Raw genomic sequence first — 26,261 nt, 5'->3', positions numbered from 1 at the left:
ATCTAGTACTTATAGTTTCGCACCGGTGGTATTGGCCCACTTCTGTTGCCACTTGGGGTATTCTTTCGCTAGCAGCTTGGCCGGCCACGTACCCGCATAGGCATAGCCTGCACGCCGCTCATTCTCAATTTCGGCTAGGGTGGATTTTTTCACCCCGTCGCGGCCCACATAAATGGGCTTGTTGGTCTCCAAATCATAAAAGCGAGCCCATATAACTGAACCGGCCTCCGGCACAATCACGCGGTCTTTGCCAGTAGGCTCTTTCGGGGCATCAATAAGCTTCACCGCGTAACCCGGAATCTTCACCAAATCCAGCCAAGCCACAGCCGCATCAATAGAGTTTTTAATCTCGGGCGAAGGCTTATCTACGGCCATCAGGAACTCCACTATTTCTACGGTTTCCATGCCGCTCAGCGAAGCCAGCTCAAAGGCTCGTGCTTTCACTGGCTGGAAGGTTTTCTCATCGTGCTGGGCACACCAAGCCGTGAGCTTCCCGTTCTGCACATACTGGGTTTTGAGGATGCAATCGATGCCCCGTGCTACGGCGGCCTGGGCCTGCGGTATCAAGGCCGAATTCACGATAGCAAAGTTGCCTTTCTGCTGCGCTACATCGCGAAGCAAGACCAGCACGCGCATCATGGCGTTGTCGTTGTAAGTAATGTAGTGCCGGTAACCACTATTATCGGGGTAGTACTGCGGAAATCCCCCGTTGGGATACTGCATTTTCAGCAGGTACTGAATGCCCTTCTGAGCTGCACTTCGGTAAGCCTGGTTGTTGGTTTTTTGGAACGCCTCCATCAGATACTTAATCTCCCGAGTAGTGGCATCGTTGTCGATGGTAGCGTCGTTGCGGTTGGCGTCGTCAAGCGTAGCTGCTTTTTTTGCGGCGCTCAACGGCTTGGTGTAGTCCACTTTCACGTCGCCTACGGCTTTGGGCCAACCGCCTACGCTCCGCTGATACACTAGCATTTTCTCAGCGATGGTATCAACGCTAACCGGCGCGGTAGGAGCTTTGATGATAGGCGATTTGGGGTCGGGGTTCCAGCGGCCACCAAAAGTCCAGTTGGCCGTAATTGCACGCACCTGGGGGGCATTTTCGGCCGTATTCAGGTTGTCGCGGTGCCAAGCGTAGTCGCCGCCTTCGCGGTGGCAGTTGGCATAGTACACTCGCCGCCCCCAGTTGGGCGTACCTGGCCCGGAGGGTGAATGGTAAATGTCGGCATCGGCCATGTTCTTGGGGAACTTGCAGTCAATCAGATAGAACTGCGACTCGCGGTGGTAGCGCCCCAATTTGAAGTTGTCGTCGCCCTCAAAAGTGCAGTTCTTCAGCACCGTTTTGGAGTCGCGATTACCTGAGCCATCGTGCCAGATTGCGGCCGACATATTGTGGCAGATAAAGCGGCTATTTTCGATGTACGCCCAGCCCCGCGGGCAGTAGAAATCAACGCCACCTTCCATGGTGCAGTTCTGAAAATAGAACATGCCGCCTTCCGTGTCCCAAGGGCTAACCGTGTCGCCACCCAGGGCGCGAAAAGTACATTGCCGCACCGTGATTCGTGTAGCGCCTCCGAAGGTGCGCATGGCCATCTGGTGACCGTCTTTTTGCACCACTTTTTTGCCCGTTGGATCGGCGGGGCAGCCTATCGTAGTCTCACCCTTGGCATCGAAGCCGTAGCTGTTGATGAACGTTAGATTTTCGAGTGTGATGTCAGGGGAGTTACGCATGTTCAGCGTGGCCACGCCCCAATCATCGGCGCCTTTCACAGGGTCGCAGCGCCAAGCGTCGCGGGCCTGTGAAATGGTGATGACAGTTCCTTTTTCACTCTGCCCTTTGAGCGTGATATTGCCCTTGCCGTCGATGAAAAGCTTCTCGCGGTAGGTGCCGTTTTTGATCAGAATTACCCGTGGTTTAGCCGCTTCATTCGGCAGGCTATTGATAGCTTCCTGAATAGTGCGAAACTGCCCCGAGCCATTCTGAGCTACCACAATCTGCTGAGCCTGAGCGGGGGGCAAAAAGCCCCCAACAGCAGTAGCAGCACAAGTGATTTGAGTAGTTGTTTCATATGCATCGTATAGGTGCCTTCGGGGCATTACACAAAATCCTCCCGCATGGGGCTGAAGGCATCCACCAATTTTCCCGCTTCTTCGCACACCACGCCGTGCCACACATTGGAAGGCGCATAGAAAGCGTCGCCAGCTTTTAGCATGCGTTCCTCCTCTCCTACCGTGCACCGAAATACGCCGCTTTCCACGTAGCTCATCTGCGTGTGCACGTGGTGATGCAGAGCACCCACGGCGCCCGCCTCGAAGCTCACGCGTACCAACATCAAGCTAGGCTCGTGAGCAAGAATCTGCCGACTCACCCCCTCTCCGACCGTCTCCCAGGGAAGACGATTGGATTCAAAGAAGGTATCTGACGTGGGTGTAGTTGCCATCAGCAGAATGCTAGTAGCCGAAGTTCTGCACGAGCGCCGGATCGGAGGCGATAGTGCTTTGCGGAATCGGAAGTAGCTCCTTGCCTTTGCCGGGTACGTACTCAGCAGCTAAGCCAGCACCTGTGCTAGTAGCGCGAGTAGTAGCATTCTGAATGTAAACCGTACCTACTGGTTTGGTATTGGCTACATATTGGGCATCTACACTCAGGCGCCAGTTTATACGCACGGTGCCCGTGGGGGGGGCGTTATTAGCTGGCGAAGGCCGATAGAAAGAGCGGGTCCACTGCAAGGCGCTGGCCGATGGTGTACGGAAGTACATGTACTGCGGCACGTTTTGGTAAGGCGCCTCGCCTTTCGACAGCTTCTCAATGTTGGCTTTTACCTCAGCTATTTTCTGTTCAAATAGATTCCAGCGCAGCAGGTCAAACTTGCGGATGCCTTCGCCCCCAAACTCCAGATAACGCTCATTCACCAGTGCATTAAAGAAATTCTGCTTGCTGGTTAAGCTAAAGCCGCCCTGGGTAAGCGTAGTAGTAGCCCGCGTCCGATTGCCTCCGAAAGCACGAGTGCGCACTTCCAGCAGTGCGTTCTGAGCGGCGGCGGTTGGGCCGTTCAATTCATTTTCGGCTTCTGCAAACATCAACAGCACGTCGGCAAAGCGGATCAATGGCCAATTGTAATCCAAGTAGTTACCGGTGCCAGGCACGGGTGGAATGTGCCAGTCCCGGCGGAACTTACCGTCGTAAACCGTGTTTAAGGCCACGCCCGTCTGGAAGTTGTTCGAGGGAATGGTATAAGGCGCGATGGTAACGTTTAGGCGCGTGTCAGTGGAATCGAAGGCGTAATAGTAAGTGGGCGCGATGTTTACGCCGGCCTGTGAAGAGCCATAAATGGGTGAGGCATTCATGCGGGGGCCGTTATAGTAGCCCACTTTACTGCCTGAACCTGCCGTGGCCGTGGCCATGCCTACCTCAAATATGATTTCGTTGTTGGGCGAAGGCTTCTTCTCATTGATGCTTTTGAATAGCTGCAGGAAGTCAGGCGAGAGGTTATGCTCCCCACGGTTTGCCATCAGCTCAGCACATTCCTGGCGGGCAATAGCGTAGTACTCCAGGTAGTCGGTGGGGCGCACCATTGCACTGCCTTTCAGCGAATAGCCGCCCCGATACAAGGCCAGGCGCGCCCGCAACGCTTTCACGGCACCTTTGGTGATACGCTCATTGGCAGCGCCCGCCTTCGAGCGCCACGGCACCAGCTTGGCGGCAACCCCCAAGTCCTCGATCATCTTGGTGAGCGTCACATTGCGGTCAGCGTTGGGCAGGTTGAAATCCTGGCCTGATTTGGCTGGCGTAAGCTGAGCCGGTACATCGCCCCAGTTGCGAATTAGCTCAAAGAAATATTGGGCCCGCAGGGTTAACGCTTCACCATGCAAGCGGTGCAGCTCGGCCGTATCGGCGGGTGTGCCGGTTGTATACAGCGCCATTAGCGGAATCTGCTCGATGCAAATGTTCGTGCGCTCTACGCCTTGGTATAACTGGTTCCAGGGGTTCGTGATTTCGGTGTTAGCAGGCAGCGCAGCGTAGCGGGCAATACTGCGCCGACCACCATCGACGGGCCCTATAGACCCGATCATCTCATCGGAATCAAAGGGGTAATACATGCTAATACGAGTACCATAGCCATTGTCGCCGGACAATGGATCGTAGGCCCCAATAACGGCGGCAGTAGCGCCGGCCACGGTGCTAAATGTGTAGCTAGTGGTATTCAAACCTACCGGATCAACCTCCAGGTAGTCTTTACAGGAAGATATCGTTCCAGCGGTGCCGGCTAAGGCGACAGCAGCTAGCGCAGCTCGAAAAGAAATAAAGGATTTCATGAGTTGAAGAGATTGCTAGATTAGAGGGAAACGTTCACACCAAACAGGAAAGCACGGCTGCGGGGATAAGCAGCGTAATCAACGCCCGGCGTGAGGGGCGTAGCACGGCGGGTGCTCACCTCAGGGTCGTAGCCCGAGTACTTGGTGAACGTGTAGATGTTGTTGGCCGTCACGTAGAAGCGCAGCGTCGAGAGCTTGGCGCGGCTGATCAGAGCCTTGGGCAATGAATAACCAAGGGTTAGGTTGTTCACCCGCAGGAAAGAGCCATCTTCTACTGCCCATGAGTGCAGGAAAAGGGCCTGTGTAGGCGTCCAGATGTCGGCATTCTGATTTACTTCGCGCAGGCGCTCGATGGTCGTAATGGGGCTGCCATCTTCCTCAATGGTGCGGTAGCGATTACCCATGATGTCGAGCACGTTGCTGAACGTGGTGTTAGCCGTATTGGTCGTGAACTCGATTTTGTTCGCGTTGTAGACATCATTGCCAAGCACGAAGTTCAGGAAGATGCTAGCATCGAAATTCTTGTAGGTAAACTGCTGGTTCAGACCGCCTACCGCTTTCGGGTTAGCATTACCAATTACCGTCTGATCCTGGTTATTGATGATATTATCGCCGTTGAGGTCACGCAGTTTTATCAAGCCTGGACGAAACTCACCACCACCGATTACGGCAAAGGGATTCACTAGAGGCCGATCAGGATTAACCGTCCAGGTACCCGTACCCGTAGGGGTGGTAGCCGGCACGTAACCAATGAAGTCATCGGCGGTGAGGAAGCCATCGGTTACGTAGCCGTACATCTGCCCTACAGGCTGACCTTTCCGCGCTACGAAATCTTGGTTGAGCGCAGTACCAGCCCAGCCGGAAGCAATACCCAGAATCTCGTTAGTATTGGGACCTAAGTCCTCAATGCGACCCCGGTTAAAGGAGGTGTTAGCCGTAGCCGTCCAGGTGAAGTTCTCACTGTTTACGATGTTACCAATAACCTGCAATTCCAGACCACGGTTAGAGGTTGAGCCGATGTTCTGAAGTTGCGAGGTGTAGCCTGTGAAAGCTGGAATCGGACGGGCGATGAGCAGATCGCTGGTGGTGTTGTAGTACGCATCAGCCGTGAACTGAATGCGGTTGTCGAGCAATGACAAATCCAGACCTAAGTTGCGCGAAGTGGTTTTTTCCCACTTCAAGTCAGGATTAGGTAGGCTGACGGGCGCTGAACCCTGCACGATATTGCCACCGAGTGCATACGGCGCGCTACCGGCCCGGTACAGCTGGTCGGTCAGGAAGTCGGCGATACGGTTGTTACCGGCTTGGCCGTAGCTTAAGCGCAGCTTCAAATCGGATACGGCTGGAACGCCTTTAAAAAACTCTTCCTGCGAAATCCGCCACGCAACGGAGGCACCAGGGAAAAAGCCGAAGCGGTTGTTGTCTTTGAATTTCGATGAGCCGTCGGCGCGGAACGTACCCGTGAAGAGGTACTTGTCATTGTAAGAGTACGTCAGGCGACCGAAGCCGGACAGCAAGCGGTAGTCCTGCGGAATGCTGGTTTGGGGCAGCACGGGCTGGGAAGTCTGGCCAGTGGGTAGTACACCTTGGTTAATGTTGGCCAATGCCCGCTCAGCGGTGATTTCCAGCGGCAGGAAATTGGTTTGGATGAACTGCTGGTTGTTACGCTGTTGATAGATTTCCTGTCCTACAAGAACGCCAACGGAGTGCTGGTCCTTCTTGAAGGAATAATCCAGCACATTCGAGTTGTTAATCGTGGTCTGAGTGGTAGTCGTGATAGTGGCGAAAGGCAGGTTCAAATAGCCCCCGCCGCCTGCCGAATGGTAGGCGAATAGCGACCATTGAAAGTGCTCAGGTCAAAGTTGGTAATGTCGAAACCAGCCGTGGAGCGGAACACCAAGCCTTTAGCTAGCTCCAGCGCAATATTGCCCCCCACGTTGAAGGTGCGGCGCTTATCGAGGCGGTACTCATTGTCGATGGTCAGGATGGGGTTTACCAGCGTAGACGTCTCGAAAAATTCTGGATCAAAGGCCGTTACGTCCACTACCGTGCCATCAGCTCTTGGGATGTTCAGCGGCTGGTACTGCACCGTATTACGCAGACGTGAGGTAACGGAAGAACCGGAGGTAGAGGTGCCGGCGCCGTTGGCTTCCTGGTCGTTGAAGCGCACGTTCAGGCCGACGGTGAGCTTGTCGGTCGCTTTGGTATCGAAGCGGAAGTTGATCAGGCTGCGCTCGTAGTCGGAGCCGCGCTGAATACCGTCTTCGGTGTTGCGGGTTAGGCTCAGGGAATAGGTGGTGCCTTTCACCCCGCCAGCTATCGATACGTTGTGGGTTTGCTGGAACGCATTCTTGCCGAACACATCATCCTGCCAATCAACAAAAGGTGAATTACGGGCCCGTGTAATGGTATCGCTAGCAAAGTTTCTAGAGCCAAACAGCGTTCTAAAACTGTTCAGGCCAGCAACGCCGGCATACCGCGACCGCTCATACTGGTAGTTTAAATAATCGTCGGGCTCAAGCACCCCTAGCGTGTTGGTGATTTTACGTACCCCCGCGAAGCCATTATAGCTAATTACGGTTTTGCCTTCCAGGCCTTTTTTGGTAGTGATAATCACAACACCATTGGCGCCACGCGCACCATAAATAGCCGTAGCAGATGCATCTTTCAGTACGTCGACCGAAGCAATGTCTTGGGGGGCAATTACGCCCAATGCGTTTTCAATTTGAATACCATCGACCACGTAGAGCGGCGAGTTATCCTGCGTTACCGAGCCGCCACCGCGTACCCGCACCTGTACTTCCTGGTTACCAGGCGTACCCTCCGAGCTAGTCAGCTGCACACCAGCCAAGCGGCCCGTGAGTGCCTCAGCGGCCGAGTTAACGGGCACGTCCTTAATCTGCTGGGCGCCAACTGATGATACGGATCCAGTTACGTCGCGGCGGTTAACCTCTTGGTAACCAATTACTACCACGTCATTCAACTGTTGCGCATCTTCCTTGAGCGTCACGTTGATCTGTTCACGGTCGCCAACGGGGATTTCCTGCGATACGTAGCCAATCGAGCTGATATTTAGGGTCACCGGCTGGCCCGTAGGCACCGTGAGGCTGAAGCGGCCTTCAGGATCGGTAGAGGCGCCGTTGGTGGTGCCTTTCACGAGCACGGTTACGCCGGGCAAAGCCTCAGTTGCCGACCGCACCACGCCCGTAATGGTTCGTTGGGCCTGGGCAAAAGCCCCCGTCGCCGCACCCAGCAGCAGACAGAAGATGAATAGATATTTTTTCATGGTGGGGATGAGAAAAAAATGGTGGGTTATAAGTCGCTTACCGTAAATCATAAATGCCCACGGCATCCATGTCGGTGTATTCTAGGTTTTCGCCGGCCATGCCCCAGATGAAGGCGTAGGCGCTGGTACCGCAGCCCGTGTGCACGGACCAGGGCGGCGAGATGATGGCTTGCTCGTTGCTCACCCACAGTGGCCGGGTCTGATTGGGTTCGCCCATTAGGTGCAGTACCCGCTGGTTGGGGGGCAAATTGAAGTACAGATAGGCTTCCATGCGCCGGTCGTGGGTGTGGGCCGGCATGGTGTTCCACACATTGCCTGGCTTGAGCTGGGTAAGGCCCATTACCAGTTGGCAGCTCTGAATGCCCTCGTTGTATATGTACTTGTAGATGGTGCGCTCATTGGCCGTTTCCATGGATCCCATTTCTACCGGCGTGGCCTCGGACTGCGTGCGGAGCGTGGTCGGGTGGGTGGCGTGGGCCGGGGCCGATAAAAGGTAATAGCGGGCCTCTGCGCCGCTGAACGTAATGGTTTGCGCACCTTTCCCCACATATAGGCAGTCCTGGTTGCCGAGCTCGTAGCTAGTGCCATCGACCGTGACTTGGCCCGCGCCACCCACGTTCAGAATGCCTAGCTCGCGGCGCTCCAGAAAGTAGTTGGCTTTGAGGTTTTCTGGGTTAGGCAGAGTCAAGGTTTGACCAGCTGGTACTGCGCCGCCCACAATCATGCGGTCGTAGTGGGAATACACGAGTTCAATCTGACCGTCGACAAAAAGCTGTTCGATCAAAAACTGCTCGCGGAGCTGGTCGGTGGTCAGGGTGACGGTTTCGCGGGGGCTGCTGGCGTGGCGTTGCTGCATGGGAACGTATTGGGTTGTTCTGTATGAATTCGTAGGTGGAATTAGCGCCCCATCCAGCCGCCATCGACGGTGAGGATGGTGCCGTGCACGTAGTTGCCGGCCTCGGAGGCCAGAAATACAGTGGGTCCTTTGAAGTCCTCGGGCGTGCCCCAGCGGCCGGCCGGAATGCGGCCCAGGATGCTAGCGGAGCGGTCAGGGTCGTTGCGGAGCGCCTCAGTATTATCGGTGGCGATGTAGCCGGGGGCGATGGCGTTTACATTCACGCCTTTACCGGCCCACTCATTGGCCAGGGCTTTTACTAAGGAGCCAATAGCGCCTTTGCTGGCGGCGTAGCCCGGCACGTTGATGCCACCCTGGAAGGTGAGCAAGGACGCGGTGAAGATGATTTTGCCGCTGCCCTGCCGCAACATTTGCCCCCCAATAGCGCGAGCCAGACGGAATGGTGAGTCTAGGTTAATTGCCAGCACGTTATCCCAGTCGGCATCGGAGTGCTCGGCGGCGGGGGCGCGGCGGATGGTGCCAGCGTTATTAATTAGGATATCGATGCGGGGGAAGTCTTGCTGCACCTGCTGAATAAAGGTATCAACCTGGGCGCGCTGGCTAAAGTCGGCCTGGTAGGCCGTGAACTGCCGACCCAGGGCCTGCACTTGCTGCTCCGTCTCGCTTCCGGTGGCTTCGAGTGAGGCAGACACGCCGATAATATCAGCGCCAGCTTCTGCCAGCCCTATCGCCATCGCCTGACCAATACCCCGGTTACAACCAGTTACCAAGGCCACTTTGCCAGCCAAGTTGAAGAGAGAAGATGCACTCATGCAGGTGTTGTCTTTATAAACTTTTCAAAGAAATTCAGTGTACTTTTAAGACACTGATCGAATTATTCGCTCTGTTAATATCAACTCAAGTGATGGTTAACAGGAAGTATAAGCTGGTTTTTATTCGCGCAAACGTTATCGGGAACGTTGCCACAAAGCCGAATCTCCTCGGTCCCGACTAGGATTTGCGCTGAAAACAAGTGGATATTTCTACTGTCAGCGTGCAACAGGCCCTAGCGGCACGCTACTAGTTCTTGAACTTTAAGAAGCTTTGCCCCTATCTTCCCCTACTCCTCTCTCCCTACACTGCTACTTACTTGGAAACATTCACCATCAAGGATATTGCCCGCGAACTGAATATTTCAACTTCTACTGTTTCGCGAGCCTTGCGCGGCAGCTACGAAATCAACCCCGAGACCAAGCGGCTGGTGATGGAATGCGCCGAGCGTCTTAACTATCGCCCCAATCCGATAGCGCTAAGCTTAAAAGGGAGCGGCACCCGCGCTATTGGCGTCATTGTACCCCAGATTGCCAACTACTTTTTCTCCCAAGCCATCAACGGTATTGAGGCTATTGCCTACAACCGCGGCTACCACGTTATTATCTTCCAGAGCCACGAGTCTTACGACCGCGAAGTGGCTAATGTAGAGCAGGCTATGTCACGGCGGGTTGATGGGCTGCTGCTGTCTTTATCCAGCGAAACGTCCGACGTTACCTATTTGCGTGAGCTGCACGCTAAAGGTGTTCCCATTGTCCTGTTTGACCGGGTTTCAGCCGAGTTGGATGTAACGCAGGTCGTGGCTGATAACTTCAAGGGAGCTTTTGCTGCCACCGAACACCTTATTCAGTCGGGCCGGCGGCGCATCGCCCACCTCACCATTCAGCCTTGGCTGAGCATCACGCAGGAGCGCCTAGCTGGTTACCGAGCCGCCCTGGAAAAATACGGCTTGCCCTTCGACGAGAATCTAGTACGCTACGGCACTTTCGGCCCCAATGAAGTTGGACCGATGGTGGACGAGCTAATGGCCTTACCGGTTGCTCCTGATGCCTTTTTTACTGCCAGCGACCGGTTGGCGGTGGGCTGCCTTACGGCCCTGCGCCAGCGCAACCTTACCATTCCCGATGATGTGTCGCTTATTGGCTTTACCAACTTGAACGTAGCCGAGCTTTTATCGCCCTCACTGAGCACGGTGGTGCAGCCGGCTCAGGAGATTGGGCAAGTTGCCGCCGAACGCCTCATCGATTTGATTGAGCGCAAGCATCGGGCGCAACCCGTTGGCACCGTCCGCATTCCGACCGAACTAATAGCGCGCGACTCCACGCGACTCCCAGAACACATCACGACCCGCTTAGCAACGGCATCACCCGATCAGAAGTCGAAGCCTAAGGATTTCGTGCTGTCTATCTAATTGAGAAGTCAGGTTAGAAAAAGTCCCCCAGCAAATGCTAGATCGAAGCTAGCATTTGCTGGGGGGCTTTTTCTATTCAATCCGAAACCAATCTACGTCGGCGGAGCCGGCATCGTTGGTTTTGCTGGCCCGGGTACAGAACAAACCAACTTTCGCCCCAATCCAACGGCCTTCGCGGGCTTGAAACTCGGTGCCAATAGGCTGAAACTGCTGCCCGTCGAGGCTGTAGCTGAACTGGCATTTGGCGCCGTCGCGCACGGCTACACGCAGATAAATCGGCTTGTTGGCTGGCACTTCAACTGGTGGGGCAGTCGCTTTTTCCGGAGCGAGCTTATCAGCGTTCTGACACACAACTGGCGCCAGCGAAAGGCGGCCGTTTTGGTTGGTGACGCTCAGGTGAGCGTAGTCCATGCCCATCATAATTAAGCCAGCCTGCTCCCCTTCAAAGCGTGGAATAAATGTAAGCTTGGTGGTAGCGGTAAACGCGGCGGCCGGCAGCTTTTGCAACAGCAGATTCGGCACCTGCCAGAAGTTCTTGAAATCGGCGGGTAACGGCACAGAGTAGAGGCGCAGTAAACTCTGGGGGGCATTTAGGAACGCCCAGCCGAGCTGAGGATTAGCGTGCCACTGCCACTGCAAGCCCAACGTAGTACTATCAAACTCGTCAGAAGTAGCCGGCGTTGCCAGCGGTTGTGCCTTGCCTTTATGGGCAGGCTTGCGGTAGGTCAGTACGGGTTCGCCTTTGCCATCGCCATCAGGGTCGTTGCCGATTACGGGCCAGTCGTTTTTCCAAACCATTGGCTGCAAATGCACCACTCGGCCGTAGGCGCCTTGGTCCTGAAAGTGCATAAACCAATCTTCCTTGTCGCCGGGCGTCGTCACCCAGGCGCCCTGGTGAGGCCCGTTAATGGGCGTGTTGCCCTGCGCCATTACAATGCGGTCTTCATAGGGACCAAATACATTCTTGGAGCGCAGTACCACTTGCCAGCCCGTCGATACTCCCCCACCCGGCGCGAAAATATAGTAGTAGCCGTTGCGCTTGTAAAACTTCGGGCCTTCGATGGTCGGGTGCTTCTCGTGGCCATCAAAAATCAGCACTTCATCACCCAGCAGCTTCAACCCATCGGGCGACATGCGCGATACGGCTAGCACGCTCTTAAATCCGGCCCGCGAACCGGCAAAAGCGTGCACCAGATAGGCTTGTCCGTCCGCGTCCCAGAGCGGACAAGGGTCAATCCAGCCTTTCGCTTCTTTGATGAGGATGGGCGTTTCCCAAGGGCCCGCCGGATTCTTCGCCCGCGTTACATAAATACCGTAATCCGGGTCGGGGTAATAGATGTAAAATTGCCCCTTATGGTAGCGAATTGATGGAGCCCAAACCCCATTGCCATGCTGGGGCTTGCTGAACACATCCAGCGGTGACTGCTGGCTGAAAACCGTGCTGATAATCGTCCAGTTTACCAGGTCTTTCGAGTGCAGAATCTGCAGGCCGGGCGCCGCGTTAAAGCTCGAAGAAGTTAGGTAATAATCGGAGCCAACACGCACGACATCTGGGTCGGAATAATCGGCGTACAGCACTGGATTTTTGTAGGTGCCATTGCCCAAATCCGGCACCCACACTTTCGACAAAGTTGATGACTGCGCCACCCCCAGAACAGGAAGCAGCAATAAGTACAGAACGCTCAGTATTTTCATGAGAAGTAAAGCTAAATGCCTCAGCCTTACTTGCGAACGGTTTGCTGCAGGAGCCAGGTAGCCATATCTTTACCAGCCTGAAAGTTCTCGTACGTAGCCGGAATTTTGCGGCCGTCCACATACTCGTTGTACAGCCACGGGTCACCCAGCGCGAACACCGTTCCTTTGCCCACTTTGGCCGTAGCCATAATCACGTGATTGCCGTTCTTGACCAGCGGCTGAGCAGGTGACTTTACTTCCAATGGGGCTAGCTCCTTTACGTACGCCGTCTTGGCCGTTTTGAACACCGTTTTGCCGCCGGTCAGGTCAACTTTTCCTTGCTCGAATTGGTCGCCCTTCACCATGTTAAGGCTGGTGTTAGCAAAGCGTAATCCGAAGGCCTGAGCCAGCTGATTGAAGCGCGGAATTTCGCAGTTGGAAGTGTCATTGGCGAATAGAACTAACGTACCGCCAGCCTTCACCCAGTCGCTGATAGCTTGCACGTGCGCGGCCTCTACAAAGTTCGGATTGGGGGTTTCCTTGCGCGTGTCTGGATCTACAATGATGTATACGTCTAGCCCTTTGAGCGAGGCGGCTGTTGGCGCCGTGGGCACAGACACTGTTTTGCCCCCCAGCTCCCGAAACTGATTGCCCCAGAACCAGAAGCCACCATGCGTGCGCTCTTCCCAAGTGTAGTGAAATGGCTCCGGCTCGCCGGTAATCGGGCTCTTGCGCGACTCGTGGTTGAAGTAATAATCTAGGCCTACTGTCTTGCCTTGGCCGAGCTTATTTTCAGCAGCAATTTCCATCTCCACACTGGCCAGAATGAATGGCCCAACGCCTTTCAAATCGTTCTTGCGCAGCGGCTCGCTGAGGTAGTATTCAAAGCTACCATCGCGGTAAGGTTTGCCCCCAGACCGCCTACACTTACGGTTCCATTGAAGGCTAGTGCGCCATCGGCCTCATTGGCTACAAAGGTTTTCAATAGGCCCTGATAGCCTTTATCGGCCACTTTTTGATACGATTTATCGAGGTAGCCCATGCGTACGCCTTTGGCCAGCATGTACACAAACATGCTGCTACCCGAGGCTTCGGCGTAGTTGCCTTTGCGGGAGCCTTGGTCTACTACCAGTGACCAAGTGCCCGTTTTTTGGTCCTGATATTTCGCTAATACCGGCGCCAACCGCTGCACGTATTTCAGCAGGTTCGCGTACTCTTTGTGCTCCTTCGGAAAGTAGTCAAGCACATCAACCAAGGCCATGGCGTACCAGCCCATGCCCCGGTCCCAGAAGTTGGGCGACTGGCCCGTTTGCTTGTTGGCCCACTGCTGCTCCCGGCTTTCATCGTAGCCGTGGTAAAGCAGACCAGTTTTCGGATCAACAAGGTTTTTCTCGATCAAAGCAAACTGCTTGGCTACATCGTCGAAATCCTGAGCTTGTTTGAAAACCTGGTTGTACTCAGCGTAAAATGGCTGAGCCATGTACAGGCCATCCAGCCACATTTGATTGGGGTAAATCTTCTTATGCCAGAAACCGCCGGCTTTGGTGCGGGGCTGTTCCGCAAGCTGCTTGCGGAGCAATTGAGCGGCTTTAACGTATTTCTGCTGCACCGCCGAGCTACCCAACGACATCTGACTCATCAGCAAAAGCGCGTGGCCGGTTGTCAGGTTATCGAGGTTATAATCTTCGATTTTATAGGTACGAATACTGCCATCGGGCTGCACAAACAGGTCGAGATCTTTCTGAATATAAGTGAAGTATTTGGGGTCGCCGGTACGTTGCCACACCCGCTCCAATGCCTTCAGCATCAGGCCCTGCTCATAATCCCACCGAGTCATTTTCCGGCTGCCGATAACAATAGAATCGGGGTGCCATTTGATGAATGAATCAGCCATGCGCTGCGACATAGGCCGCGCGGCCGTCTGGGGGGCTTTTTGGGCCGTCGCAGCAACAAACGAGAATAGAAAACCGACAAGGAAGAGACTACGGAACATAGGCTTTGTGTGAGCTTAAGCAATGGGCTATTCTCTCACCTCAGTCGAGGCGAGGGTTACTGTTCTTATAGGTTAGCGGCTCGAAACGGTGACCACCTTTCTCGACACTTTTTTCCCGAACTCTACATCCTCCTTCGCGCCTTTTACATTGGTGTTGACCAATTTCACATTCTTACTCCGGTCGCCGGTTACGCGCAGCAGCAATTCGGCGCCGTTGGTATAACGGATGTTGTCCATCACGATGTTGCGACTGTTTTGCACTTCCAGCACTGGCTTGGTTTCGGTGGAAAACAGTGCTACGTTTTTGAGCTTGATACCATCGGCTTCCTGACATACGAGGCCCTTTTTACTTTCCAGCACTACGTTTTCAATCTCAATGTCCTTGATGTTCATTTCGGGTACCCCGCGAATCAGGATACCAGTATTGGCCCCTTTACAGGTCACGTTTTTGATACGGAAGCTACGGAACTGCGGTGTTCCCTCGTTCAGGGGTTCCGCCTTGATTTCGGGAATAGCGAATGCCTCGCCGTTTACCTGGACCGGGTCTTTGGCCGCGTAAAACATGTCAAACAAAATGGCCTCGCCGGCAATGTCAGTCATGTCCACGCCATCGACGAAGATGTTCTCTACTACCCCGCCGCGGCCACGAGCCGTTTTGAAGCGCAGTCCTACGTCGGTGCCCATGAAGGTGCAGTTGGTCACGTAGATATTGCGCGCGCCGCCCGACATTTCGGAGCCAATTACGAAGCCGCCGTGGGCGTGATATACTTTGGTGTCGCGGATGATGAAGTTCTCCGTTGGTACCCCACGCTTGCGGCCCTGCTCGTCGCGGCCCGACTTGATGCAGATGCCGTCGTCGCCCACGTCGAAGGTGCAGCCTTCTACCAAACCATTGCGGCAAGATTCGAGGTCGAGGGCGTCGGTGTTTTGGCCGTACCAAGGGTTTTTGGCCGTCACGTTGCGCAGGGTAATGTTGTCGCAGAGCAGCGGGTGGATAGTCCAGGCCGGCGAGTTCTGAATGGTGAAGCCTTCGAGCAAAATCTGCTTGCAGCGCTGTAGGCTGAGCATGTTGGGCCGCAGAAAGTCTTTTACTTCGGAAAGATGGTTGAGATCCACATCGGTTTGACCAGCAGGAATAACCCAGATTTTGGGCGAAAGTGATCCTTTCAAAGAACTAGCCGTCGGGTACCAGGTGGTGCCTTTTTCGTCTACCACGCCGCCCGACTTCACGAGCTTCTGCCACTGCCCTTCGCTTAGCTTCTCCTTCTTCACCATGCGCCAAGAGTCGCCGGCACCATCGAAAGTACCCTCGCCAGTAATGGCAATATTCACGAGGTCGTAGCCCGAAATGGGGGACTGATTGCGCACGGCGTCCTCGCCCTCCCAGTTCGTTTTAATGAGTTTGTAGTCGGAGAGTTTGTTGCTGAATTGAACCAAAGCGCCCCGCTGCACGTGTAAGTTCACGTTGCTTTTCAGCTGAATTGGGCCCGTGAGCCACAAGCCGCGCGGCACCAATACTACGCCGCCCTGCTGGCTACATGCCTCAATGGCCTTGCGAAACGCCTCGGTGTTCAGGGTTTGGCCATCGGCTACGGCCCCGAACTTGGTGATATTAAACGTATCGGCGCGGAACGAAGGCTGGAGTACTACCGGCAAATCAAAGGCGTACTTACCCGCAAAGGCTAAGGGCTTCAGGTGACTGGCTATACCCAGGTTCTGCTTCTTTATGTCCTGGGCAACCAGCTGCGCAATTAGCTCAGCGCCGTAGGCCGAAAAGTGGGTGTTGTCGTTCTTGGCTGGGGGCACCGGGTTCTCTTGGTAGTAGCCGTTCTGGTAACTCCAGAAAAGGTCTCGGCTACCCTTCTCACCCAGTTGAGAGTACAGTGCCCAGCTCTTCTCGTGCATGTCAATCAGCGGCACTTTCTGCGACTTGGCCACCTCACGCACCACCGACGGATACTCGCCGTGGTCGTCTTTGCGCTTGCCCTGCTCATCAAAGTAGCGCCGGCCCACAGGCGTGAGCAGCACCGGATTTGCCCCCCGCTGCTTGGCTTCCTGCACGTAGCGCGTCAGGTTTTTGCGGTAATCAGTTTGGGGCGCGGCGTAGCGGGCGGTGTCTTCCTTTTTTTGGTCGTTGTGGCCAAACTGGATAAGCACCCAGTCGCCGGGCTTCACCTGCTCCATCACCTTAGCCCAGCGGCCTTCGTGACGAAAATTGCGGGTGCTACGCCCATTCATGGCGTGGTTCTGCACGGTGGTTTCGCCATCAAAGAACTGGTCAAAGTACATGCCCCAGCCGCGCTCCGGCTTGCTACGGTCCGGCTTCTCCGACATCGTGGAGTCGCCAACCAGGAATACTTGAACCTTCTTTTCCTCGGCCGGTCGGAAGGCCAGAGCGACCAAAGACAAGAACAATACAGCGTATTTTTTCATGGAATGAGCTTTAAAGAAAAAAGCCCCCAGCTCGGGCTGGAGTGTAATTCTTTCCTGATGCGGCCGCTTTCGCAGCTATTGAGCAATAGCTTAAGCTACAGACGGAGGCTTTAGGGAAACGGGCTTCGCAGAGAGTTTATTTGCGCAATCGTTACCGGGAACGTTCTCATGCCTTCCTCTGGGGCCTTTTACAACACCCAAATAATGCGCTTTTAAAGCCGTCGTGCGTGATCTAATGAAAGAAGTAACGTCTGTAACGCTGCGTCAATGTTGTATTTTATGACGATGCAATAAAAGCAAATCGGGCAGCAGGCTGAATCTAGCTCAGCCTGCTGCCCGATTTGCTTTTATTGCGCGGCTTCTTCAGTGAAACCGTCACAGGAGTATTAGATTCCGACGCCCATACGCTTGTAAGTGACTTTGCGCAGCGTAAGCGGATTAGCCGCCCGAACCTTGATGGTTTTAAATTCTTCAGTGGGAAAGAAGATGCCCGTCATGGCGGTCAGGCCTTCGTCAGCAAACAATTCTACAGAAGCGGCATCCACAATGAGTGTCAAGTCCATTTTCGCGCTGGTGGTCAGGCGCGGCGCAGTGGCCCGACTCGCAAATTTGTTACTGAAATCAAGCTTGCCGGATTTGGTGCGGTCGATGTAGTATTGGTTGGCTTTCTTGTCGTAGCCAATCAGCACTTCTTCCTTACGGTCGTTAGTCAAAACCACGGCAAAGTCAGCGAGCTGATCAGCAGAGAGCTTTAGTTGGAATGGCCCCGTGTTCTTGGTCTTGTCTGAGAGGTTCATCTCCTCTTTCACCGCTACATTATCCAGTGTAATTTCTCCTGATTCCAGCTTGCTTACTTCCTTGGATGGCTGCGACACCAACAGCACTTCCGTTCCTACTTTGCGCAGCGACAAGTCGCGCGGGATGGTCATGGCGCTGCGCCAGGGGTACGTGGGCACCTGATTAGCGTATTCCCAATTGCTCATCCAACCCAAGAATATCTTCCGGTCGCCGGTGTTCGACCACGTCACGCCGGCGTAGTTGTCAGGGCCATAATCAACCCATTTGGTATCGGTAGAAAGAGGCGTGAATTTCTTACCGTCGAAGTCGCCCACGAAGTATTGGGTCGCCGAGCCTTTGTTGGGGCCGCCGGGGTTGATGCTCACCAACAACACCCATTGCTTTTTGCCCCCCAGCGTCAGTGGGAACAAGTCGGGGCACTCCCACACGCCGCCGTGCGCGCCTACCTTCTCGCCAAACTCACTTTGCTTGGTCCAATCCTTTAAGTTGGGCGAGGAGTAAAACGTGATGCGGTCTTTGGTGGCCAGGGTCATAATCCACTTCTTGTCCTTCTCGTACCAGCTCACTTTTGGGTCGCGGAAGTCCGGAATGCCGGGATTTTTCAGCACTGGGTTCTTCTCGTACTTCGTCCAGGTTTTGCCCTCGTCCAGGCTATAGGCAATACTCTGATTCTGGTGCTTATTGCCCCCCAGCTTCTCCAGCTTCGGGTTGTGATGGGTGAAAATAGCCACCATCGGCGCCTGGCCGTTTTTGCCGAAGCCCGAAGTATTGTTCACATCCAGAACGGCGCTGCCTGAGAAGATGTACCCCAGGCTGTCAGGATATAAGGCAACGGGTTGGTGCTGCCAGCTTACCAAATCCTTGCTGGTGGCGTGGCCCCAGTGCATCGGCCCCCATATGGTGCTGTCGGGGTAATATTGATAGAACAGGTGATACGTCCCCTTGCTATAGACCATGCCGTTAGGGTCGTTCATCCACTTCGCCTTCGGGGTGAAGTGAAACTTGGGGCGGTACTGCTCAGTAGCTTGCGGCCGTTGGGCCCAGCCGCTGAGCGTCAGGCCCAGCAGGCCCACAATTAGACAAATCAGTTTTTTCATAGGGAGTTGATAAATGACCTATTAAGGAAAAAGGCGGTCATGCAGAGCGGAGCGAAGCATCTCGCCATCGGTAGTAAGATTACTAATCTGACGTTAGCACGCGAGATGCTTCGCTCTGCATGACCGCCTAGAGGAGCATGATTTACTGCCGAACTTGAACGTCCAGCAACTCCGTAATATGCGCTTCGCTGAGGGCTGGGGTTGCGCCCTGATAGGTCGCAACTAAAGCCCCACTCGCGCAGGCAATGCGCAGGCATTCGTCGTAGGTGCGCCCGCTTAACCAAGCTCGCAGGAAAGCCGCCAGGAACGCGTCGCCGCTGCCGATGGTATCCACTACTTCTACTTTGATACCGGGGGCGCGGTAAAATTGCCCCCCAGCCCATAGCATGGCCCCGTCGGCGCCGAGCGTGACGCACACAGCTTTCAAGTCAAAACGACTGGCCAGTCCAGCCAAGGCCGCTTCGTCTTCGGTGCTACCGCCAAACCAATCCAGGATTTCGGCCAGCTCATGGTGATTCATTTTCACCACATCAGCTTGTTCCAGCAGGTATTTAATGACCTCGCGGGTATAATGCGGCGGGCGCATGTTCACGTCGAATACCTTGAGTTGGGCACTCTGCAGCAGCCGATACAGGGTTTCGCGCGTGGCCTGACTACGCGCCGCCAGACTACCATATACGAATACTTTGGCGCCGGCCACTAGGTCGCGCACCTCATTATCGTATTGGATGTAGTCCCAGGCCACAGGCTGCACAATTTTGTAAACTACCTCATTACGGTCGTCTACGTTGGCCTTCACTACGCCCGTCAAATGCGTCTTACCGCGCTGCACATACTTTGTGCTGACGCCTCGACTTTCTAGGAAATCCAACAGCTCCGTTCCCAGGTCGTCGTCGCCGACCCGGCTGATAAGCTCTACGGGCTGCCCAAACTGATGCAGGTGCACCGCCACGTTGAAAGGTGCTCCGCCCGGCTGCTTACCCGAGGGCAGCACATCCCAGAGCGTTTCACCGAAGCACACAACTGTATTTTGCATAAGAAGTTGAGTTTATAGTTTTAGTAGCATTCAAACGACGGGCCTCTCCCCTACGAGAGGGGGCTAGGGAGTGAGGCCCGTCGTTAGCGCCGCCTACCAACCTGGATTCTGCTGGTACAGGCCTTTGCTGAAGTTGATTTGATTTAACGGAATTGGCAGGTATTCGTCGCGGCCACGGGTGAAGCGGGCGTCCTTTAGGTGCTGACGCTTCGTTTTCTCCTTTTCAAAGTACGTGTTCAGGTAATCGGCCGCGATTCCCCAGCGCACGAGGTCGAAGAAGCGCTGGCCTTCCAAAGCAAACTCTAAGCGGCGCTCAAAGCGCAGCGCCTGGCGAGCGTATGCCTGATTCCAAACTCCAGCCGAGTACTGGCCGATCCGGTAGTTGGAGATGTTGGCGCCGGAAGTGGTTTTCAACCGGGCGGTGCTGTTCTGAGCCCGCTGCCGAATCTGGTTGATGATGGGCAAAGCTTCGGCCGAGCGATTTAACTCAATCAAGGCTTCCGCTTTCCAGAGCAGCACATCGGCGAAGCGGATGATGGTCCAGTTCTTCGATGAGGTCATGAAGGGGGGCGTTTTTTGGAAGCTCGGATCCGTAGGCAGCACGTTTTCCTTCATCGACATATACACGCCATAGGTATTCTGGTCGCGGAGCCAGGAGGTTTCAAAGATGAACGACGGCGAGTATTTATAAGGGTGCGATGGAATACCAACGGAATGATCGAGGCGCGGATCGACGGTATTGGCCTGGAAATCAGCGGGCGCACTTAGGTCCGAGTTGTTGAAGGTCTCGAACAACGGCAGGCCCTGAGCATCCGTCTTGAAGGCGTTGACCAGGTTCTGGCTGGGCTGATGAAACCCGCAGCAGCCGTAGTCGGGGTTCATCGGATAGTTCAGACAGTTGCCGCGGTCGGTGCGGCCTTTGGGGTACCGTCGTTGCGCGAAAACTGGATAGCAAACACCGACTCCACGCCGTTATCGCCGGCCGTCAGGAAGTTGGTGGCAAAGTCAGCGTGCAGCGAGTATTTGCCCGAGGCAATGACCTGGTTAGTTAGGGAAACCACTTCCTGGAGCTTCGCCTGGTCGACGGATGTAACGGCGTTGTTATCGCTCTGTACGTAAGCCTGGAAAAGCAGCGTTTTGGCCAGGTAAGCCTGCGCTGCCGATTTATTGGCCCGCCCTATTTCAGGCTGAGCGTCAGGCAGATTAGCTACCGCAAAGCGGAAATCGTCGGCAATCTTGGTCCATAGCTCGTCGTTGGTCAGGGCTACGTTCGATACGGTAGCGTACTCCGCAGTGGGCACTTTCTCGTCGATGTAGGGAACACGCTTGAAGAGCTCCTTGAGCATAAAGTAGAAGTGGCCGCGCAGAAAGCGCATCTCGCCCTGACGAATGGCCTTATTCGGCATAGCCGCCGCATCAACAGTTTCGAGGCGGCGCAGGGCGTCGTTGGCCCGCGAGATGCCAATGTAGATCAGGAACCACAGCTCGTCGGTGTTGCCTACATCGAGGCGGTTGAAAGTGAAGGTTTCGTAGAAGTGAAACGCATCCACGTCGGCCGTGCCGTTGCCACCTTTGTAAGCGTCGCCGGCGCGGACGTTGCCGTAGGGCCACAAAGAGGTATAAGGCGCGCGGTACACGTCGTTACCAAGTTGGGAGTAGGTGGCAATAACCTGCTTTTCAATATTGGCGGCGGTATTCAGCTGGTCGTCGCTGAGCGCGCCGGTGGGCTGCACATTGAGAAACTCTTTGTCGTTGCAGCCATAGGAAAGGGCGAGCAGCGAAATCGCCAGTACGCTGGATTTCAGGATTTTCATGGTAGTAATGCTGGCGGATGATTAGAAGGAAACGTTGAGGCCGGTGGTGAAAATGCGGGGAACCGGGTACTGGTAGTTGGTTACCTCGGGGTCCGGGCCGGTGTACTCCTTGCTCTTGACAGTGAATAAGTTCTGGCTCTGCACGTACACGCGCACCCCTTGCAGCTTAATCTTGCTAACCAAGGTGGCGGGCAGCGAATAGCCCAGCTGGATGTTGCGCAGCTTCAGGTATGAAGCGTTTTCGATGAAGTAAGTCGAGGCGCGGCCTTCATTGTTGGAGTTTTGCAGGGTAAGGGCCGGAATCGAAGAGCCCGTGTTAGTCGGCGACCACGCGTCGAGCAGGCGCTCGCCCCAGTTCTCACCCGAGGCAATTGATGCGAAGTCAGTCCGGAATTTGGCGTTGTTGTAAGCTTCCAGGCCTTGCACCCCTTGCAGGAACACTTGCACGTCGAAGCCTTTGTAGCCGGCGCCCAAGTTTAAGCCGTAGTTGAAGTCGGGCACGCCCTCGGTAATCCAGGTCTGGTCGAAGTTGTCCACTTTGCCGTCGCCGTTCAGGTCCTTGTAGCGGATGCGGCCGGGGGCGGCACCTACCTGCGTGGGGCCTTCGCTTACCTCGGTGGCGTTCTGGTACAAGCCGTCGGCTACGTAGCCGTACACGGCGTTGATGGAGTGGCCCAAGCGAGTTACGTCCTGGCCGTTGCCGCCGTAGGCGTTGATAACCTCGTCGGGCAGGAAGGTAAGCTTGTTGCGGTACGTGGAGAGGTTACCCGTGATGCTGTACGTCAGGCCATTAGTCAGCTCATTCTGGTAACCTACTAAGAATTCCCAGCCCTTGTTTTCGATCGAAGCACCGTTCACAAACTTGTCGCCACCCTCGCCTACCACGGCCAGGTAAGGCAGATTCACGAGGATGTCTTCGCTTTTCTTGATGAAGTAGTCGACTGAACCCGTAAGGCGGTTATCCAGCAAGCCGAAGTCAACACCGAGGTTAGTCTGGGTCGTGGTTTCCCACTTCAAATCGGGATTGGCCTGCTGCACGCGGCGGTAACCGGAAGGCAAATTGGTGTCGTTGCCGAAGATGTCGTAGGCCGTGCCACGGTCGTACTCAAAGTTGGGGTCCAGCGTTCCCAGCAATGACTGGTAAAGGCCGCGGGAGGCAAAGTTGGCGATGTCCTGGTTGCCGGTTTGGCCCCAGCCAGCGCGCAGCTTCAGGTCAGAAAAGAACGGGGTCGTGTTTTTCACGAAGTTTTCTTCGCTCAAGCGCCAGCCCACCGACGCGGCCGGAAATACCCCGAACCGGTTGTCTTCGCCGAAGCGGGAGGAGCCGTCTCGACGGATGGTAACGGAAGCCAAGTACTTGTCGGCCAGCGAGTAGTTGAATTTGCCGAAGTACGAGGCCAGCTTGTAGGCGGTGCCGCCGCCGCCGTTGTCCTTGTTGGCCGCACCCGCGTCGAGGTAGGCGTAGGTGGGGTCTTCGCTGGCGAAATTGGTGCGGGAGGCGTAGCTGCTCTCATCGTAGTAGCTGATGCGCTCGGTGCCAGCCACGAAGTTGAGCTGATGTTTGCCCCCCAACGTCATGTCGTAGTTCAAAGTGTTCTGCCACACCCAGTTGCCGAAGAAGCGCTGGTTATCAGTTACCCTGTTATTCGCCTCAGAGAGGAAGCCCGCCTTGTAGGTTTTGTAGATCTGGCGGAACTTGTACATACTGTAGTCGATGCCGAAACTGGTGCGCAGGTGCAAGCCGGGCAGCAGCTCGGCGTCGGCAAACACGTTACCGAAGGCCCGACCCGTGTTGGAGCGGTTCTGCTGGTTATCAGAGAGCAGGCGCAGGGGATTATCCCGGTCACTCATACCTTCTACGGGGCCGCCCCATCCTATGCCATCCACGGTGCGCACGGGCACGATAGAGGGCAACTGGGTAGTCCGGTCGCGCACCAGGTTTAGGTCGAACTCCGCCCGCTGCGACTTGACGATAGTCAGGTTTTCGCCGATCTTTAATTTGCCCCCAGGAAGTTGTAATCGGAGTTGAGGCGGGCCGTGTAGCGGTTGAAGCCCGAGTGTTTGAGGGTACCAGTGTTGTCGTAGTAGTTCAGGGAGAACAACGCCCCGCCCCGCTCGCCGCCACTGCTCACGCTTAGGTTGTAGCTCTGAATCAGGGCATTCTGCTCGGTTTCTTTAAACCAGTCAGTGTCGGCGGCGCGCATGGTTTTGTCCTTGTCGATGAACTCGGGCACAATCACTTGATCGAGCACGGGCTGTCCGTCGGGACCGGTGCGCGTTTGAAAGGTGTAGAAGGGGCGGCTCGGCACTGCGCCGTCGTTAGTGGCTGCCTGCCAGTACACCCGGCCATAGTCCTGTGTATTGAGCATCTGGATGTGCGGGCCCGGGGTCTGGAGGGTGAAGAAGGTCGAAAAGTCTACCCGCGTAGCGCCTTGCTTAGCCTTCTTGGTCGTGATGATAATCACGCCGTTACTGGCCCGCGAACCGTAGATGCTGGCGGCCGAAGCGTCTTTCAGCACCTGAATCGACTCAATGTCATTCTGGTTGATCTGGTTAATGCCTTCCCGCGTCGGGATGCCGTCGATGACGTAGAGCGGGTCGTTGTTGCCGAGCGTACCGATGCCGCGAATGCGCACGGTGGCGGAGCTGCCCGGCGCGCCGTCGGTGGTGATGTTCACGCCCGGCACCCGGCCTTGCAAGTTGCGGGTCACGTCATTAGAGGCCATGTCTTTGATTTCCTCCGTTTTCACTACCGATACGGCGCCGGTCAGGTCGGCCTTGCGCTGGGTTTGGTAGCCCGTCACGACCACTTCATCCAAGGTCTTGGTGTCGGCAGCCATCGTTACATTAAGGGTAGTGCGGCCACCTAATACAATTTCCTGGGAAGTGAAGCCGATGGAAGAGAAGGTCAGCACCGCGTCGTCGGGAACGGTAAGGCTGAAGCGGCCGTCGGGGTCGGTAGCGGTGCCGTTGGTGGTGCCTTTCACGAGCACGGTTACACCGGGTATCCCCGCGCCCTTATCGTCAACTACCTGACCAGTCACCTGGATATCAGCCTTATAGATACTGATCAGTTCTATTCGGCTGTGCGCTGCGACGAGGTTTGGGGCCGTCAGCAGCAGAACAGCCAACGCCGTGGGCAGGAGTGTCCGGCGGCGCATGAGTACGATCTTTTTCATGGGTGTTGTATAAAGTGGAGAGAGTTGAAGGTTGGTCAGCTCTGGGTGGCAAAAAAGGACGCCAGGGAGCTGTAATCGTTTTCGGAAAGACGCTTGTAAATCAGGCGGTCATGCAGAGGCGGAGCCGAAGCATCTCGCGTGCTGATGTTGGATTAGTAATCCCACTACCGCGAGCGAGATGCTTCGCTGCTCTCTGCATGAGGTTCTTGTGGGGGCTTTTTGTCTCTTTGACTGGCCTCTTAGTGGACCACCAGAATCTTTTCGACTTGCTCCAGGCTCGTGCCTTTGGTTTCGGGCATGAAGCGCCACACGAAGACCAATTGCAGCACCATCATCAGGCAGAAAAAGAGGAAGGTGTGGCCTCCGCCTAGGTGCTCGGCGAAGTAGGGGAAGGTGAAGGCGATGATAGTCGCCATGATCCAGTGCGTAGAGCTACCCAGCGCCTGCCCTTTGGCGCGCACACTGTTGGGGAAGATTTCAGAGATAAATACCCAGATAACAGCCCCTTGCGAGAAGGCGAAAAAGGCGATGTACACGAACAGCAGGATGGGCACGGTGAAGCCCGTAAACTGCTCGGTGTAGAAAGCACGGGCTACCAAGCCCAGCGTGGCAATCAGGCCAAAAGAGCCAATCAGCATGAGCTTGCGCCGGCCAAACCGGTCGATGAAGTTCATGGCCAGCAGGGTAAAGGCGAAGTTGATCAGCCCCAAGCCTGCCGACGATAGCAGGGACGAACTGGTACCCAACCCCGTCATTTCAAAGATGCGGGGGGCATAATACAGGATAGCGTTGATGCCGGAAACCTGATTGAAGACGGCGAACAGCACCGCCAGCATTACCGGCCCAATATGCTTCCGGGTAAAGAGCGATTCCCCCCGGCGCCTTCCTGGGCCTGCGACGTCAGGATTGCCGTGACGTCGCGGTCAAAAGAGGTGGGGTTGATGATGCGCAGAATGGCGCGGCCTTCTTCTACCAGACCTTTCTTGGTGATCAGCCAACGCGGGCTTTCGGGCACCCGGAACAGAAGGAGCAGAAATGCGGCGGCTGGGAAGACTTGCACGCCGAGCATCCAGCGCCAGGCTGCGTCGCCGCTATCGGCCAGCAGATAGTTGGAAAGATAGGCAATCAGGATTCCGAAGACGATGTTGAACTGAAACAGCGCCACCATGCGGCCCCGGGAGGCGGCTGGCGAAATCTCTGAAATGTAGAGCGGCGCCGTGACGGAGGAGGCGCCTACCCCTAGCCCACCGAGGAAGCGGAAGATCAGAAAGGGCACCCAGCTCGGAGCCATGGCCGCGCCCAAAGCCGAGACGAAGTAGAGGACCGCAATCCAGATCAGGGTCTTGCGGCGACCCAGTCTATCGGAAGGAATGCCCCCCAGCAAGGCGCCGAGCACCGTACCTATAAGAGCGATGGATATGGTGAACCCGTGCTCGAAAGCGGTGAGCTGCCAAAGCTGCTGAATCGCTTTTTCCGCTCCGGATATCACGGCCGTGTCAAAGCCAAACAAAAAGCCCCCAGGGCGATGACGATGGACCAGAAGAATACTTTGCTGTTTTTCAC

At 55.5% G+C, this 26,261-nt stretch carries 18 protein-coding genes and 1 pseudogene; 1 reads left to right on the top strand and 18 read right to left on the bottom strand.

Annotation, left to right across the window (positions count from 1 at the left end; translation table 11 throughout):
- Positions 1–9: 9 nt before the first annotated feature.
- The 7 genes from pelA to kduD form a co-directional block, all read right to left on the bottom strand.
- A complete protein-coding gene (pelA, locus tag EPD59_RS22385) occupies positions 10–2,013 on the bottom strand; it encodes a pectate lyase (protein WP_240731679.1) in 2,004 nt (667 codons plus the stop codon).
- Positions 2,014–2,090: 77 nt separating this feature from the next.
- Positions 2,091–2,435: a cupin domain-containing protein gene (locus tag EPD59_RS08630; protein WP_133272431.1), complete on the bottom strand. Its 345-nt coding sequence runs from the start codon at positions 2,433–2,435 to the stop codon at positions 2,091–2,093.
- 10 nt (positions 2,436–2,445) lie between these two features.
- Positions 2,446–4,311: a RagB/SusD family nutrient uptake outer membrane protein gene (locus EPD59_RS08625; RefSeq protein WP_133272430.1), complete on the bottom strand. Its 1,866-nt coding sequence runs from the start codon at positions 4,309–4,311 to the stop codon at positions 2,446–2,448.
- A 20-nt stretch (positions 4,312–4,331) separates the two neighbouring features.
- Positions 4,332–6,110 carry a SusC/RagA family TonB-linked outer membrane protein gene (locus tag EPD59_RS23190; RefSeq protein WP_262712937.1) on the bottom strand — a complete coding sequence of 593 codons (1,779 nt, stop codon included), beginning with the start codon at positions 6,108–6,110 and terminating at the stop codon, positions 4,332–4,334.
- Positions 6,107–7,597 (bottom strand): SusC/RagA family TonB-linked outer membrane protein, encoded by a 1,491-nt coding sequence (locus EPD59_RS23185; protein ID WP_262712936.1) that lies wholly within the window; start codon positions 7,595–7,597, stop codon positions 6,107–6,109. The genes EPD59_RS23190 and EPD59_RS23185 overlap by 4 nt, the downstream gene beginning before the upstream one ends.
- Positions 7,598–7,634: 37 nt before the next feature.
- Positions 7,635–8,453, bottom strand: coding sequence for a 5-dehydro-4-deoxy-D-glucuronate isomerase (gene kduI, locus EPD59_RS08615; RefSeq protein WP_133272429.1), 819 nt, complete (start codon positions 8,451–8,453; stop codon positions 7,635–7,637).
- 41 nt (positions 8,454–8,494) lie between these two features.
- A complete protein-coding gene (kduD, locus tag EPD59_RS08610; protein ID WP_133272428.1) occupies positions 8,495–9,265 on the bottom strand; it encodes a 2-dehydro-3-deoxy-D-gluconate 5-dehydrogenase KduD in 771 nt (256 codons plus the stop codon).
- Positions 9,266–9,582: 317 nt separating this feature from the next.
- Between kduD and EPD59_RS08605 the strand changes: the two genes are divergently transcribed.
- Positions 9,583–10,674: a LacI family DNA-binding transcriptional regulator gene (locus tag EPD59_RS08605; RefSeq protein WP_133272427.1), complete on the top strand. Its 1,092-nt coding sequence runs from the start codon at positions 9,583–9,585 to the stop codon at positions 10,672–10,674.
- A gap of 72 nt (positions 10,675–10,746) precedes the next feature.
- Here the strand turns inward: EPD59_RS08605 and EPD59_RS08600 are convergent, their stop codons facing one another.
- The 11 genes and pseudogenes from EPD59_RS08600 to EPD59_RS08560 form a co-directional block, all read right to left on the bottom strand.
- Positions 10,747–12,369, bottom strand: a complete 1,623-nt coding sequence (locus EPD59_RS08600; protein ID WP_133272426.1) for a glycoside hydrolase family 43 protein — start codon at positions 12,367–12,369, stop codon at positions 10,747–10,749.
- A 26-nt stretch (positions 12,370–12,395) separates the two neighbouring features.
- Positions 12,396–13,157, bottom strand: a complete 762-nt coding sequence (locus EPD59_RS23630) for a DUF4350 domain-containing protein (RefSeq protein ID WP_317128493.1) — start codon at positions 13,155–13,157, stop codon at positions 12,396–12,398.
- Positions 13,158–13,192: 35 nt separating this feature from the next.
- Entirely contained in the window at positions 13,193–14,341 is a 1,149-nt protein-coding gene (locus tag EPD59_RS23625) for a glycoside hydrolase family 88/105 protein (RefSeq protein ID WP_317128492.1), read from the bottom strand.
- Between the two features lie 72 nt (positions 14,342–14,413).
- Positions 14,414–16,774 carry a glycosyl hydrolase family 28 protein gene (locus EPD59_RS08590; RefSeq protein ID WP_133272425.1) on the bottom strand — a complete coding sequence of 787 codons (2,361 nt, stop codon included), beginning with the start codon at positions 16,772–16,774 and terminating at the stop codon, positions 14,414–14,416.
- Between the two features lie 386 nt (positions 16,775–17,160).
- Positions 17,161–18,669 carry a glycoside hydrolase family 32 protein gene (locus EPD59_RS08585; protein WP_133272424.1) on the bottom strand — a complete coding sequence of 503 codons (1,509 nt, stop codon included), beginning with the start codon at positions 18,667–18,669 and terminating at the stop codon, positions 17,161–17,163.
- A gap of 142 nt (positions 18,670–18,811) precedes the next feature.
- Positions 18,812–19,705, bottom strand: a complete 894-nt coding sequence (locus EPD59_RS08580) for a carbohydrate kinase family protein (RefSeq protein WP_133272423.1) — start codon at positions 19,703–19,705, stop codon at positions 18,812–18,814.
- Between the two features lie 93 nt (positions 19,706–19,798).
- Positions 19,799–20,587 carry a RagB/SusD family nutrient uptake outer membrane protein gene (locus EPD59_RS23620; RefSeq protein ID WP_317128491.1) on the bottom strand — a complete coding sequence of 263 codons (789 nt, stop codon included), beginning with the start codon at positions 20,585–20,587 and terminating at the stop codon, positions 19,799–19,801.
- 8 nt (positions 20,588–20,595) lie between these two features.
- Positions 20,596–21,519: a RagB/SusD family nutrient uptake outer membrane protein gene (locus EPD59_RS23615; protein WP_317128490.1), complete on the bottom strand. Its 924-nt coding sequence runs from the start codon at positions 21,517–21,519 to the stop codon at positions 20,596–20,598.
- Positions 21,520–21,540: 21 nt separating this feature from the next.
- The gene (locus EPD59_RS08570) at positions 21,541–23,454 is read right to left on the bottom strand and encodes a SusC/RagA family TonB-linked outer membrane protein (RefSeq protein WP_133272422.1); all 1,914 of its coding nucleotides are present in this window, start codon (positions 23,452–23,454) and stop codon (positions 21,541–21,543) included.
- 59 nt (positions 23,455–23,513) lie between these two features.
- On the bottom strand, positions 23,514–24,698 hold the full coding sequence (locus EPD59_RS08565) for a SusC/RagA family TonB-linked outer membrane protein (RefSeq protein ID WP_133272421.1): 1,185 nt from the start codon (positions 24,696–24,698) through the stop codon (positions 23,514–23,516).
- A gap of 239 nt (positions 24,699–24,937) precedes the next feature.
- Positions 24,938–26,261: pseudogene (locus EPD59_RS08560) on the bottom strand (sugar porter family MFS transporter).

This window comes from Hymenobacter radiodurans (genome assembly GCF_004355185.1).
Lineage (GTDB): Bacteria > Bacteroidota > Bacteroidia > Cytophagales > Hymenobacteraceae > Hymenobacter > Hymenobacter radiodurans.
Note: the sequence above shows the minus strand (reverse complement) of the source record. Positions and strands in the feature narration are given on the sequence as shown.